General features: G+C 37.1%; 7 protein-coding genes. 3 read left to right on the top strand and 4 right to left on the bottom strand.

What is annotated here, in order from left to right:
* The first annotated feature begins 35 nt into the window (after positions 1 to 35).
* The 3 genes from ACO05S_RS03295 to ACO05S_RS03285 all read left to right on the top strand — a co-directional run bounded on the left by ACO05S_RS03295 (position 36) and on the right by ACO05S_RS03285 (position 5,827).
* A complete protein-coding gene (locus ACO05S_RS03295) occupies positions 36 to 3,473 on the top strand; it encodes a hypothetical protein (RefSeq protein ID WP_421920123.1) in 3,438 nt (1,145 codons plus the stop codon).
* 468 nt (positions 3,474 to 3,941) lie between these two features.
* Positions 3,942 to 4,181: an ATP-binding protein gene (locus ACO05S_RS03290; RefSeq protein ID WP_421920122.1), complete on the top strand. Its 240-nt coding sequence runs from the start codon at positions 3,942 to 3,944 to the stop codon at positions 4,179 to 4,181.
* Positions 4,182 to 4,348: 167 nt separating this feature from the next.
* Positions 4,349 to 5,827, top strand: coding sequence for a hypothetical protein (locus ACO05S_RS03285; protein ID WP_421920121.1), 1,479 nt, complete (start codon positions 4,349 to 4,351; stop codon positions 5,825 to 5,827).
* A gap of 73 nt (positions 5,828 to 5,900) precedes the next feature.
* Here the strand turns inward: ACO05S_RS03285 and ACO05S_RS03280 are convergent, their stop codons facing one another.
* The 4 genes from ACO05S_RS03280 to ACO05S_RS03265 all read right to left on the bottom strand — a co-directional run bounded on the left by ACO05S_RS03280 (position 5,901) and on the right by ACO05S_RS03265 (position 14,835).
* Positions 5,901 to 8,954 carry an alpha-amylase family glycosyl hydrolase gene (locus tag ACO05S_RS03280; RefSeq protein ID WP_421920120.1) on the bottom strand — a complete coding sequence of 1,018 codons (3,054 nt, stop codon included), beginning with the start codon at positions 8,952 to 8,954 and terminating at the stop codon, positions 5,901 to 5,903.
* A gap of 109 nt (positions 8,955 to 9,063) precedes the next feature.
* Positions 9,064 to 10,176 (bottom strand): SusE domain-containing protein, encoded by a 1,113-nt coding sequence (locus tag ACO05S_RS03275; RefSeq protein ID WP_421920119.1) that lies wholly within the window; start codon positions 10,174 to 10,176, stop codon positions 9,064 to 9,066.
* Positions 10,177 to 10,194: 18 nt separating this feature from the next.
* Positions 10,195 to 11,811 carry a RagB/SusD family nutrient uptake outer membrane protein gene (locus tag ACO05S_RS03270; protein ID WP_421920118.1) on the bottom strand — a complete coding sequence of 539 codons (1,617 nt, stop codon included), beginning with the start codon at positions 11,809 to 11,811 and terminating at the stop codon, positions 10,195 to 10,197.
* Positions 11,812 to 11,826: 15 nt separating this feature from the next.
* Positions 11,827 to 14,835, bottom strand: coding sequence for a SusC/RagA family TonB-linked outer membrane protein (locus tag ACO05S_RS03265; RefSeq protein ID WP_421920117.1), 3,009 nt, complete (start codon positions 14,833 to 14,835; stop codon positions 11,827 to 11,829).
* Positions 14,836 to 15,075: the final 240 nt, after the last annotated feature.

Below are 15,075 nucleotides of genomic sequence, written 5' to 3'. Positions count from 1 at the left end.
GAGTAAATTTGTTATAAAGATTTAAGAAGTCAGGGATGAAAAAAAGGAAATTATTAGTTAGAGATCTAACGTTGAGGGATGGTCAGCAATCTCTTTTTGCTACCAGAATGCCACAGGCAGAGATAGAAAAAGTTTTGCACCTATATAAAAAAGCAAACTTTTATGCAATGGAAGTTTGGGGTGGTGCTGTACCAGATTCTGTTATGCGTTATTTAAATGAAGATCCATGGTACCGATTGGAGTCTATTAAGGAGGTAATTGGTGATGTTTCCAAACTTACTGCCTTATCTCGAGGACGTAACCTTTTTGGATACAGTCCTTATCCGGAATCCGTAATCAAAAACTTTAATACACAAGCCGTAAAGTCGGGTTTAGGCATTATGCGTATTTTCGATTGTTTAAATGATATCGAAAATATGAAGTCTACCATTAAGTATGTGAAAGAAGCTGGTGGTATGGCCGATTGTGCTGTTTGTTATACGGTAGATTCAAAGTTTCCTGAGAAAAAAGAAGACTTGGAAAGGTTAACCCTTAAAAACCTTCCGGATCAAATTTTTGATATCGATTACTTTGTTGACATGGCAAAGAACTTAGAAGCTCTTGGAGCAGATATGATTTCTTTGAAAGATATGGCCGGCTTGGCTTCACCTTCTCGTGCAGGTGAGATTATTCGTCGCTTTAAAGAAGAATTGAGTATTCCTGTTGATTTCCATTCGCACTCTACTCCAGGTTACGGATTGGCATCAGCTTTAGCTGCAATTGTAAATGGTGTTGATATCATCGATACAAATATCATGAACTTTGCAGGTGGTTCGGCTGCTCCTGCTTACGAATTGATCTATTTGTTCTGTCAGAAAATGGACATTGAATTGGATGGTGATGCGAAAAGTGTGGTTGAAATCAACAAAATCTTGAAAGAGATTCGTAAAAATGCATTGGCCGAGGTTGATAGCTACAAGCAATTCCCAATAGAATTTGATATTACAAAAGATAAGCTTCCTGCCGATATCGATAAATTATTTGATGAGGCTCTGGAATATGCTAAAGCTGATAAAGAGGCTGAGCTATTGGATGCTTGTCATGCAATTGAAAAATATTTTAATTTCCCGGCTCCTAACGAAATGGTTAAGAAAGCCGAAATTCCCGGTGGTATGTACACAAACATGCTAAACCAGTTGAAAGCTTTAGGTTTGGAAACCCTGCTTGAGAGAGTGTTAGAAGTAGTACCAGTGGTACGTTTGGACGCTGGTTGTCCGCCATTGGTAACCCCTTCTTCTCAAATTGTAGGTGTACAGGCGGTAAACTGTGTTATCGACGAAAACTCGGGTCGTCCGTTCTATACAAATGTTTCGAACCAATTCTTTAGCTTGGTAAAAGGCGAATACGGAACAACTCCTATTGATATTGCTCCTGAATTTCGTGAGAAAATTACAGGCAAGGCCGAGAGAGAAGATTACGATGTAAGTAAATATCAGGCACCTGAAAATCCTAATTTACCACAATACGCTAATGTAAAATTGGCAGTTAACGATAAGGAGTACATGTTACTTGAACTGTTCCCATTGGTGGCAAAAGGATATCTCGAAGGGAAACGCAAGGCTGAGTTTGAGGCTAAAAGAGAAGAAAATCGTAAGAAAATAGCAGCAGAAAGAGCAGCAATTAAAAGGACAGGCAAACTTAAGATTCGCGACTTAACTTTGCGCGATGGTCAGCAATCGCTGTTTGCAACTCGTGTGCCTCAGCACGAAATCGAAAAAGTACTTCCATTATATAAAGATGCTAATTTCTATGCTCTTGAGGTTTGGGGTGGTGCAATTCCTGATTCAGTAATGCGCTACTTGAACGAGGATCCTTGGCATCGCTTGGAATCGATTAAAGAGGTGATTGGTGATGTTTCGCACCTTACTGCATTATCGCGTGGCAGAAACCTGTTTGGTTACTCACCATATCCTGAAGCTGTGATCGAAGGCTTTAACAAAAATGCTGTGAAATCAGGATTGGGAATCATGCGAATATTCGATTGTTTAAACGATGTGAAGAACATGGAAACTACCATTAAGTATATGAAAGAGGCTGGCGGTATTGCCGACTGTGCCGTGTGTTATACGGTAGATCCTAAATTCACCCAAAAGCAAAGATGGAAAGCACTGTTATCAGGTAAGAAATTGCCTAAAAAGATATTTGATGTTGACTATTTTGTAAACAAGGCCAAACAAATGGAATCGCTTGGAGCGGATATGATTACCGTTAAAGATATGGCAGGATTGATTCCGCCATCATTGTCAGGTAAAATCGTGAAGCGTTTGAAAGAAGAAATAAACCTTCCGGTTGATTTTCATACCCACTGTACTCCGGGTTATGGTTTAGGTGCTGTTGTAATGGCTATTGTGAATGGGGTTGATGTGGTTGATACTTGTATGCTCAATTTTGCAGGAGGCCCTGCTGCTCCGTCATTCGAAATTATTCAGATTTTTGCTGATAAATTAGGATTGGATACAGGAGTAAATCTTGATTCTGTAGTTGCCATCAACAAAGAATTAAAAGGCATTCGTGAGCGTATTGCTGAGTTCGACTCCTACAAAATGTTCCCAATTGAGTTTGATATCACTGCTGATTATCTTCCAAAAGAGATTGATGCACTATTCGATAAAGCAATAGAATTGGCTAAAGCCGATAAAGAAGAAGAATTGTTGGCAACTTGTCATGCAATCGAGAAATTCTTTAATTTCCCTGCACCCAATGAAGAGGTAAAAGCAGCTGAGATACCAGGTGGTATGTATACCAATATGTTGGCACAGCTAAAAGCCCTGGGGCTTGAAGATCTTCTGCCAAGGGTATTGGAAAAAGTACCTGAGGTTCGTGTAGCTGCCGGATGTCCTCCATTGGTAACACCATCGTCGCAAATTGTAGGTGTACAGGCGGTTAACTACGTTCTGGATGTAAATAGCGGTAAAGCTCCATATACAAACGTAAACAATCAATTCTTTAACCTTGTAAAAGGGGAATATGGTGAAACGCCAATTGAAATAGATCCTGAGTATCGTCAGAAGATTTGTGGACAACGTGAAGCTACCGATTTTGATGTGAGCAAATATCAATCGCCCGATAACCCGGTTTTACACGAGTTGGGAGGAGTTAAGCTTGCCGAAAACGAGAAAGAAATGTTGTTGTTGGAACTATTCCCAACTGTAGCAGGTCCATTCTTAAAAAACAGAAAGGCTGATGCTTACAATGCCAAGCTAGAGGCAGAAGAAGCAGAAAAACAACGTATCATCGATGAGAAAAAAGCAGCTTACGATGCGATTCCTGAAGAGGAGAAAAAAGAAATGTTATTAAAAGGTTTGTATAGTATGGGTGGCGATTCTTCTCAATCTACAGCTGATATCACTCAGCCCAGAGAGAAAGAATCTAAACTTGACAAGAAAACCATAGAGATGTTAAGAACACAAAAGCCAAAGAAAAAATTAGTATAAAGTTTTCTCTATTATATTTTTAACACGCAAGCTAAAAGTGCTATTCCCTGTGGAATGGCACTTTTTATTTGTCTTTAAATTCTGTTTTGGATTACTGGTAGTATCAATTTAAACAAGTTCTTACTACAACAATTAAAAGTAGTACCTGGAATATTTAAAAGTAGTACCTACCACTTTGCAAAGTTCTAGTAACAACTTAATAAAGTTCTGGTAACCACTTTTAAAAGTACTAGTAAGAACTTTCAATTATTGCAGTAAGAGCTTTAATAAGTGGTAGTAACAAACTGAGTTTGAGTAATACTATTTTTAAATCAAAAGTATCTATTTGTGCTTTATTATAACGTCAGTTCGACTTAAAATTCTATCCACAGAAAGTTATATTTGGGATAGAATTTTACGTCGAACTCACGTTATATTGGTGTGACTCTGCGGGCTTTGGCAGAACCGGCTGCTTGTAAGCAGAAAGCTTTGAGTAAGAAAAATCAAGAAGGATGTTTTGAAATAAGCATTAGAGATAATGGTTGTGGAAGCTCTGCCATGCATATGAAGAATGTTTTTGTGCCATTCTTTACTACAAAAGAGGAGGGTTCAGGAATTGGACTAAGTATTGCTCGTCAAATCATGCGTTTGCACAATGGAAACATCAAACTGGAATCGGAAGAAGGAAAGGGGACTACCGTTACCATCCAATTACTAAATCTTGTATAAGAGGTGTTTAGGTAGAACGAAGGTCGTTTAATACTCTTTAAGTTTTTTTAACCATTTTTATGCCTTCTTTCGTCAAAGTACGGGCTTAAGGATAAAACATCTACACTATTTAAAACGTATTTAAATAGACAGCAATTCTTATATTTTTCAGCTTTAAACCAAATGCCATGATATACAAGACGAAAAAAAGTATTATTGGTAGGTGTTATTTGATACTTGCCATATTGGTTGGCACAACCGGAATTACAAGTGCACAAGAACAAATTATAAAAGACTCTTTGGCAATCGACAAAATTGATTCTGCCAATCAGGTAGAGGTACAGGAACAAGAAAAAACTTACAAAAATGGAATTCCCATTGGTTTATTTGCCTACAACAAATGGGTAGATTTAAACGAAAATGAGATCGTTGAAAAGAATGAGTTTTTTGGTCTTGGGAAAAAATCATTTGCCAAAGGAGAATCCATTAGTGCCTCCTTAAATGATCCTTCTATAAAAGAAGGTACAAATCTAAAACTTAGAATTTGGGACACCAGTGGGAACTTAATTCGAACGGTTCGTAGAAATTATACCACAAAACCTCTGTTTACTTATTCAAATTTTGATGCTTTTCTGCCGGTTGGAGAATATATCATGACTGTTAATCCGGCCGAATCGGGTAAAACATATCAAATCAATTTCATGATTAAGGAACCCAATGGAAATGCATTTGCTAAAATTAGGAAGAAACTACTGCCCGAAAGTTTTCATCTTTTTAAAGAATGGATTGATGAGGATGGCGATATGAGGTTGGATAGTGCAGAGGTAATTGGTCTGGATGAGCGGCAGTTTGAACTTGGCAAAGTGGATTTTGAGGTGGGATTAAATCTTCCAATGAATGACAACCAGGTTGTTTACCAGATATGGAACTCTACCTATGATATGCTGGCAATGAATATTGCTACAATGGATAGTTTGCAGCATTATACCATGAAAGAAGATACCATTAATATAGGAAATCAATTCTTAAGGGTTCTTAAAACCGTTCCTGAAGGAGAATATATGATAACCGCCTCTTTTGGTGTAAAAGCACCAAAACAATATCGTTTGTTGGTACAAATCGGAGATACCACTTCGAATCTTATGGAAACGGATGATGTGGTTGCCAGTGAACAGGCAGAGGAAACAATTAAACCGGAGGCAGAGGAAGCGGAAGAAGAGATTCCTGTACCTGAAGAGGTGGCCGAAACAAGTCTGGATGTTCCACAAATGCCAATGAATGTAACAGAGAATGTAGAAAATTTGGCTCCTGAGTTTACAAAAGGGCAGGAAGGATTTTTCTTCTTCACTGGCTTTATCGATTTAAACGAAAATAATAAACAGGAAAGAGAAGAATTCATGGGAGCCGATCAGGAATATTACTATTCAGAATCTGAAAATGTATTTGTTCAATTCCATCTCAAACAGTTTGTGAATACCAAATTGAGCTTGAAAATATTAAATGCAGAAGACCAATTGGTTCGAGAACAAATCGGTAACTATGCCGAATCTCCTTTTGTATTTAAGGTATCTATGCCTGATGACCCCTTAACTCCGGGAGAATATAAGCTAATCATGCAACCTAATGAGTCTGAAATAAGGTATCGATTAGAGCTTACAATTAAATAATAAAAAACTCCCGTTTGCATAGAGAAATGTTTACGGGAGTTTTACTGATCTATAAACTATAAAGAAAACTTAATTATTGCTTTATTATTTTTTTGGTCAATTTCGATTTGTCAGTCATCTCAAATACCATCAAATAAGTACCACTTGCTAAATTACTCAAGTTGATTTCTTCCGATGAATCTGGTGTAGCTATGATTCTTACAATCTTACCTTGAATCGTATAAATATGAATATTACTCACATTATTCATATTAGATAAGTAAAGAATATCTCGTACCGGATTAGGATACAGTTTTAGTTCTTTTGCCAATATATCATCTATTCCTGTTGAGTAGGCAATTTCATCACTATAAGCGCTATAAACGATATTGCCGGTTAACAGTTCGCCAGTTTGTGCCACTGGAGTCACCGAAAAGCGAACAAAGTTTGCTCTATCAGCTCTAGCCAAAGTGTAAGTTAAGTCAGTAGCTCCAGCTATAGCTTCTTCGTTTGTGCCATTTGCATCTTCTGCTCTATACCATTGATAAACAGATGTTCCTTCCAAATCATCGTTGACATCTGAATAAGTGTAACTTGCTGTTACTACTTCATCTTCTCTATATGTTCCACTAATCGCAACATTAGAAGCGAAAGGAGCCGAGACAATATCAGGTGTTGTTAGTTGTTTTGTAGTGTAAATATGGTATTCACCTGGTTCTAATACAATCTTTGCATTTACATCGCTTACGCTGATTTCCTGTCCACTAAAAAAATCGTACCAGTTTCCAGTCTGGCTAAAATTAGGATCGATTTCGCCTTTGATTACATCAAAATTACCAATTACTCGAACATCCATATCCTCATGGTTAATTTCGATTCTCTTTAAAGCACTGTTGGTATTTAGTGTAAAATCAGTTGATTCAAAAGCTTCTTCGTTTTTTTTGATATCGATAAGCGATGAGAATACATCATATAATCTTTTTCTATTTGTATTGTCGTAATACTCCCAACGAATTGGTTTGCGACCAACTCTACCATTCTCATCAATTGAAACATCGTAACCCAATTCTCCAAATTGCCATATCATTTTAGGCCCGGGAATGGTAAAGAAGAAGGCTGCAGCAGCTTCCACTCTTGCCAATGCAGTGTTTAATTCTGTAAGGTCATAATTATCGGCAGAATTTCCATAAGTGAGATTTTTATACATTAGTCGTTCTTCGTCGTGACTTTCCATATAACTCACAATATTAGGATCGTTCCAAGCTCTTTCTTTCCACGACGTCCATTTAAAATCAGAATCGTATCCCATAGTGGCTTCATTGTAATCATGATTGGCATTACCCCATAACAGAACACCATAATTAGCAAGTTCTGTTTCTTCCTTATTGTCTGATAAGTGCTCAAATATTACTACAGCCTCGGCATTTACAGTCCATATTTCATCAGCCATTCTTTTCAGTAGCCTGATACGGTCTGCATCGTAATCGTTTCCCCAAACATCCGATCCACTGTTAGGATGTGTTTTATTTGAAAACCCTTTTGTAAAGTCAAAACGAAAACCATCAATGTGGTATTCTTCCATCCAATAAGTGTTGATTCTGTCTACTAGTTTTTGGGTAGTTTCACTTTCGTGATTTATATCGTAGCCCCAATGTGCATCAGTGTTTTCAAAATTGTGTTTCTGATTGTACCAAGGATTATCAGAGCTTGGTTGATTAAGATTATTATCGAAATACATACGCAGAAAAGGTGATTGTCCGTAGGTATGGTTTAACACCATATCCATAAATACAGCAATTCCTCTTTTATGACATTCGTTAATAAAGGCTTTGTAATCATCCTTTGTACCATATGCTTTATCAGGTGCAAAATAGAAGGATGGATTGTAACCCCACGAATCGTTTCCTTCAAATTCGTTAAACGGCATTAGCTCTATTGCGTTAACTCCAAGACTTTGCAAATAATCTAGTGTATCGGTAACAGTTTTAATCTCGCCAGTTGCAACAAAATCTCTTACGTGCAATTCATAAATAACTAGGTCTTCTTTGGCAGGCATGGTAAATTGTGAATCGGTCCAGTTAAAGGCAGTTTGTCCGGTCTGAAGTACACTTGCAATTTCTGTTGTTTTATTTGTTGGATAAGGGATTAAGTTTGGATATGTGGAATCCGAAATGTATTGATCATTCCAAGGGTCTAATACTTTATCAGCGTAAGGATCTGCTACTCTTACATCACCGTCGATAATATACTGGAAAACATACTCTTGTCCTGCAGTAAGATTGTCGATGGTAATCCAATAATAATCCTCATCCTTTTTAAGCTGATAATCGTTAGTAATTTCCCAATTGGTAAAATCACCAATTACATATGCAAAATCCTTTTCTGGAGCATACATTACCAGTGTTACTGTATTGTCATCGATATAATTAATACCCTCTATCACTCCAGCAGGCATTGATTCAGAAACAACATCTTCGCGAACGTAAAAATGGATGGTATCACGAACTTCTTCGCTACCAGCTGTTGCTACTGCAATTAGTTCATGATTTCCTGCAATATCAGTTGCAACGGTAGTATTAATTTCTTGTTCTGTTGTTGTTTCTTCAACCAATACATCATCAAGATATAAACTTAGGCTTTCGCTGATATTGGATTTGATCTCAACTTGAAGAGCCTCATCTTTTGCAATCATTGCATTGTGTGAAGGAGCCGAAAATGTAACATTTAAGCCTTCTTCGTATACATCTACAAGAAGGTCATTGCTTTGTTGACTGCCATCTGCAGAACGAAATACAAAAGCCATTTGTCTTACTACTTCGCCATCAGAAACCGAATAAAAATCGGTGATGTTTGGTGTAATTACCAAAGTGTAAGTTCCATCGTTGTTATTGGTTAATTGTGGCTGAGCCGAATTATCTCCCCACGATCCAATTACATGTTGCCAATCTGATTTTCCTTCGATCATTACACCAGTATGTGCATAAAGATCTCCCGAAAAGGTGCCCAATCTGGATTCCTTAGAAGAATCGAATGTAATTGTGATTTCTGTATTGACAATAGGAAACTCCGGACTGGTTGTAATTTGAGCTTTTACTATTGTAGGCAGCAATAGCAAAACGAGAAGGATATATGTGTAAAATTTTTTCATAGTAATACTGCTATAAAAGGGAGAATATACTAACTTGTCAATATTCGTAAGTTAGGGTTTGAAAAAGGCCACCCTAATTGGTGGCCTTTCATAATATATTTGTGTATTACTAATTAGCAGTAATTACAACAGAAGCTTCTCTTTTGTTTACCACCACATGATAGCTACCCGAAGCTGCAACAAATTGATAGTTTGGGTCTCCATGACCTTCAGCAACAATAATGATGCTAGTATCATAATTTGTTAGGATGTCATGACCGTATCCTATAGGTCCCCAATCAGCTTGTTCGAAAAATCTAAAGAAATTGTTCTGAGTGAAAGTTACATCGCCTTCCCAGGTTTCATGGCCAACCCATTTAATTTTAGTTGGATTATCCCAGTTCCACCCGTGAGTAGCGTCACCTGTTAAGTAAAGCCAAGGTTCAGTAGTTGCCTTCATGTCAATAGATCCACTATTTGTGTCAACCCATATCTCATACCATCCAGTTGTTCCAATGAATTCGAAGTTTGGATCTCCATCACCAGCTTTTGGTTGAAGTAGATCAGTAGGGTAATTTGTTAACTTATCCCATCCTCCATAAGAAGATCCCCAGTCAGGAGCAGTGAAAAATCTAAAGTTACCATCTCCATCTGAATCAAAATAAGCTTTGGTATAGTACTTTTGAGGTTCTCCTGTCGAAGCTACCTCTACAGCTAATGCCGGATCCCATCCTCCAACTCCTGCTCCAATCATGTAAATTGAAGGGAATATTGTTGAATAAGGAGTCGCACTAATGGTAACAATTTTGCTGTATCCCTCAGGGATTTGATAGTTGACTGTAGATTTGATTCGAATATCGAAGTCACTCATTTCTCCAACTGATAATCCTAATGCAAGAATCTTTTCATTTAATTCTGCTTGTGTTAAAGCCAGCGAATCCGAAGTAGTAATTGCTAAATTAATAGGTTCACTAAAATCCCCGTTGTTAACATCAATATCAACCGTAAAGTCAATTTTTATATCCACCCCATAATCTGGACGATTCCAGCGAATGACCATGGCAAGTTCATCTTTATTATCAAGAGAAAGTTCAATTTGCTCTCCTGCTGATGGTGCCGTTATTGATGGCGCATTTACATCTTCAGGGTTCATTATCATTTCAAGCTCCTTGTCTTCTGAACACGATGACAGCGTAGTCAAGATTACAACAAAAAGCATGAATATCTTATATATATTCTTCATATCTGTTTTTGTAAAAGGTTAGTAGCCTGTGTTTTGTTCTGCATTTGGATTCGAAGCCAGTTCTGATGCAGGAATTGGATAAACAACTCGGTGTGAATCAATAGCTCGTCCATTCATTACACCACCTTTCCATGGCCATAGATAATCTGAAGAGGTGAATTTTCCAAAGCGAATTAAGTCCTGACGTCTATATCCTTCCCAATACAACTCTCTACCTCTTTCCTCAAGCAGAAAATCAAGAGTTAATTCAGCATTGGAAATGTTATTGTTTGCATTTCCATAAGCTCGTTCAATAATATCGTTTACATAGCCAAGGGCTTTAGATATTTCTCCGTTGCCACCTCTAAGAACAGCTTCGGCATACATTAAGTATGAATCAGCTAAACGGAACATTGGAAAATCAGTATCTACAAAGTATGGATCTGATCCATTTGTTAATCCATCAGTACTTTTATTTTTAAATTTAGTAACATTTAAACCTTGTGTAAAATCCAGAGGATTGTCCATATCTAAACCAGCATTAATAACCAAAGTTGTAGTATGCTCCAAAGTTTCAGAAATGTTTTGAGTTTTACCTCTCATATCACCTGTAGCTCTCATTTGAAACTTATCATAAATAGAGCGTGTTGCATGGTTTCCACCCCAGTTACTTGATGGGTTACCAACAAATGTTCCTAAGGCACCATTAGTTCCAGCTGACATGATATACTGAGTAGCAGAGAATCCTTGTGTTCTTGATGCATCAAGAGCAAGTCCAAAAATAATTCCAGTTGCTTCATGATTATCAATTGAGAATAATTTTAGGTAATTATCATCTAAAGAATATGCAGCATTTACTAGTTCGGTATATTTCACTACCTCATCATAGCTATTTTTACCTTGAACAGGGTTCTCAACACCTGAGAAGTTAACGGCATTTAGATACATTTTGGCAAGAACCATATAGGCAGTACCTGCATCCATTCTTCCGTATTCTCCTGTACCAGCTGTGGGTAAATCAGGTATGATTTCATTTTCTAACTGAGAAACAATCCAATTAAAAAGCTCTGTGGGTTCAACCGGAGTCGGATATTGCTCTGTAGAATTTTCTTCAATGATACTCATATGTCCATATAGGTCAATTCCATGATAGTATGCAATAGCTCTAATCAATCTAGCTTCAGCACGCATTTGTGTTATGGCTTCCTGGTTTTGTTCAGCGACACTGCCTCCTGCAGATTCTCTTAGAAACTCATTGGTTAAGGCAATCATATAATATAGGCGATAATACATACCTGCTACATATTGATTATCGGCAGACCAATTCCCATTTTGCAAAGAAACCAGACCATTATCATTCCAGGCATTCATAGCTTCACCAGTTGGTAATGTTTGGAAGTTCCAGTAGTTACGAAGGTATGCTGACATACCACCATCAGAGATTGTACTTAAGTCACTTTCATTGTTATCACCAAATTGTCCTGACACATTGTAGCTACCATAAATCTTAGCGAGTACTCTCTGATAGCCTTCAAAGCTTGAGTAAACTTCATTACCAAAAACCAAATTAGGGTCGATTGGTTCTACATTTAAATCATCCTCGCAAGCAGCAAAAACACCTGCAAGAACAAATACATATAATATAAACTTTTTCATTTTATACGGCTTTTATTAAAATCCAAAATTCACTCCGAATAATATTGTTGTAGGACGAGGGAAAATATCATTATCGATACCATTAAATACTTCTGGGTCAAGACCAGAGTAATCAGAAATTGTGAATAAATTCTGTCCGGTAAGAGATAATCTTAAATACGATCCTTCAATACCCAATACTGATTCAAAATTATAGCCAATAGACAAGTTGTCTAGGCGGAAGAAATCTGCATCTTCTATCCAGTGAGATGAGAATGCTCTCTGTTCGTCTGTGAATAGGAAATTGGTTTCTGAGGCTGCAGTTAGTTTATTTGATAACGCACGTGTCGTTGGATTGTAAACATTTAGCATATTTGCTCCTCCTGCTTTTACTCTATTATAAATCTGAGCCCCAAGCTGGAAACGTCCACTTACACTTAAGTCCCAATTTTTATATTTAAGGCTTGAATTTATACCAATTAAGTAATCAGGAATTGAACTACCTTTAAAAACTCTATCGTCAGCGTTGATTATACCATCACCATTTTGGTCTACATAAACACCTTCAAGAGGATTACCATTCTGACTATAAACTTGCTCATAAACGTAGAAGGAATTTACTGCGTGTCCTACAGAATTCATTTGAATAAAGTTTCCAGAGCCTAAATCACCAGAAGGTACACCAACGTAACTAGGGTCATTCACCGCTGTTAGCTTCGTAATTTCATTTTTATTGTAAGTTAAGTTTCCTCCAACTTCCCAAAATAAATCTGGCTTGGATATGATTCTACCTACCAGGTTGATTTCAATACCTTGATTCTCCAGGCTACCAACATTAGATATAATTCTATCTGACAAAGAAGTTCCCGCAGCAACTGTAATCATATTTAGTAGGTCAGTAGTTTCTCTATAGTAATAATCGATAGAACCACTAATCCTATTGTTTAACAAAGTAAAATCAATCCCAAGGTTAGTATTTGTCGTTTCTTCCCATTTAAGGTTCGGGTTGTAAGCGTTAGGGCGGTATGTGTTAAACCATTGGTCGCCTAAAACATACATTGCACCATTGTCTGACAATGTATAAGTACCATAACCAATATAGAAGTTATCATTTTTTAAACCTTGCTGACCTGTGATACCCCATCCTAAACGAATTTTTAGGTTACTGATAATTTCAATGTCTTTCAAGAAGCTTTCTTCGCTTGCCTTCCAAGCTAAAGCCAGAGCCGGGAATGTTCCCCAACGATTTCCATCAGCAAAACGAGAAGTTCCATCTCGACGAACTGTACCTGTTAGCAAATATTTATTTTTAAAGGAATAATTAAATCTACCATAATAGGAGATTAGATAATTTTCGCCTGCATTTGGTCTGTCTTCAGTTGGGGTTTCTCTAACATTGAAGAAGTCATTTTGAAATTTATAACCTTCATTTTTAAAATATTGCCAAGAGTAACCTGCCATAACATCAAATTTGTGATCGTTTATAGACTTTCCGTATTTCAGATAAAAGTCTAGAACCTGATTTGTTTTCTCTTGATCTTCTTCAAAATACTCACCTCTGATATTTTCATCTTCATACAACCATGCTGCATCTGGAGTAATTACTCTATTCTGATTACTATCTGAGTAATCTAATCCTAAGTTAAGTACAGCGTTCATTTCAGGTAAGAAGTGGAATTTATAATCAGCACTAAAATTAACAATAGCTCTCTTCACTTCTGATTCATCATTTCTTTGATTTAAAAGCGATAATGGGTTGGTAGGTGCGAAATCCTGAGGTAAGCCATTGTCAGGATCAATCCATTGCCAGTAAGCACCCCATTGTTCTGTACCAGAGTAAGTGGTGCGAACAGGCTGCGTTGGATCCATGCCAACTGCAGCACCAACTGCTCCTTTGTCTGCAAACTTATTTTTAACAAATGACCCCTTGGCGCTAAGCTTTGTTTTTAAATGATTATCAAAAAACGTAGGAGTAAGATTTAAACTTACCGTATGGCGTTCCTGTTTTGATGTCTTTAATAGACCTTCTTGATTATTATATCCGTATGATAAACGGTAAGGTAGAAAATCCAATCCTCCTTGGAAGCTTATGTTGTGATCATGGCCAACAGCAGTTTGATAAATCTCATCTTGCCAGTCAGTATTAGCACTTCCCAATACAGATAGTGCTTCAGGAATAGGATTGCTTGAATCAGGACCGTAAAGATTATTTACCAATTCGCTGTATTGATTGGCATCATACACATCTATTTTATCATTGATAAAACCAAGTGAGAATTTACCGGAATAATTAACTGATAGAGCTTGTCCTTCTGTGCCTTTTTTAGTTGTAATAATAATTACACCATTTGAGGCACGAGATCCATAAATTGCAGTTGCCGAAGCATCTTTTAAAACGGTAAAAGTTTCAATATCATCCGGGTTAATGGTAGCCAATGGATTAGACATGCCCATAACGCCATCCGAAGAAACTGGCACTCCATCAATAACAAATAAAGGGTCATTGGTTGCTGTAAGTGAAGCTCCTCCTCTAATTCTTATGGTTGATTCAGCTCCAGGTTCACCGCCAGAAGTTGTAATTTGAACACCAGAAGTTTTTCCTATCAATAATTCTTGTGGAGAGGAAATAGCTCCTTTATTGAAGTCATCGGATTTAATGGCACTAATTGAGCCTGTAGCATCTTCTTTTTTCACTTGTCCATAACCAATCACCACAACCTCGGAAAGGTTTTCGGTTTCAACACCTAAAATTACATTGATTTGAGATTGCTCACCAATCAGGATTTCTTGTGTTTTATATCCTACAAAAGAAAATACCAATGTAGAATTTACATCAATTGTGAGTGTGTATTTTCCGTCGATATCGGTAGTTGTACCAACTGTGGTACCTTTAACTACAACAGAAACACCAGGTATACCCATGCCATCGTTTGCATCGGTTACTGCACCACTAACTACTTTTTCTTGTGCTTGCAAAACGGAAAAAGAAAAAACCGTTACAAGCATAAGAAGCAGTTTTCTTAGCATACTAATGTTAAGCTTCATAAATAGAAATTTAAGATAAATTAGAAATTAGTTATAGGTTAGATACATTCATTCTATAAATAGAAATATGAACTCAAGTTTCCGACTCTTTAGCTTCCTCTATTGTACTCAGAATGACCTTAACCTTAAGTTAGCCTTACTTTTTCTCTTACCAAAGATATGGAATGCGAAAAGCAAGAGTTAAATGATTGATAATTAAGTGCAAATAAATCACCGCAATCGTTGCCGCAAACGTTTGAT

This window comes from Marinifilum sp., from assembly GCF_965230805.1.
In the GTDB taxonomy this organism is placed as follows: domain Bacteria; phylum Bacteroidota; class Bacteroidia; order Bacteroidales; family Marinifilaceae; genus Marinifilum.
This window is presented reverse-complemented; position numbering and strand designations above follow the sequence as displayed.

Bases quoted from the DNA above. Each gene is read 5' to 3' on its own strand.
- ACO05S_RS03270 (WP_421920118.1), bottom strand. From the start codon at position 11,811: ATGAAAAAGTTTATATTATATGTATTTGTTCTTGCAGGTGTTTTTGCT.
- ACO05S_RS03280 (WP_421920120.1), bottom strand. From the start codon at position 8,954: ATGAAAAAATTTTACACATATATCCTTCTCGTTTTGCTATTGCTGCCT.
- ACO05S_RS03285 (WP_421920121.1), top strand. From the start codon at position 4,349: ATGATATACAAGACGAAAAAAAGTATTATTGGTAGGTGTTATTTGATA.
- ACO05S_RS03265 (WP_421920117.1), bottom strand. From the start codon at position 14,835: ATGAAGCTTAACATTAGTATGCTAAGAAAACTGCTTCTTATGCTTGTA.
- ACO05S_RS03295 (WP_421920123.1), top strand. From the start codon at position 36: ATGAAAAAAAGGAAATTATTAGTTAGAGATCTAACGTTGAGGGATGGT.
- ACO05S_RS03275 (WP_421920119.1), bottom strand. From the start codon at position 10,176: ATGAAGAATATATATAAGATATTCATGCTTTTTGTTGTAATCTTGACT.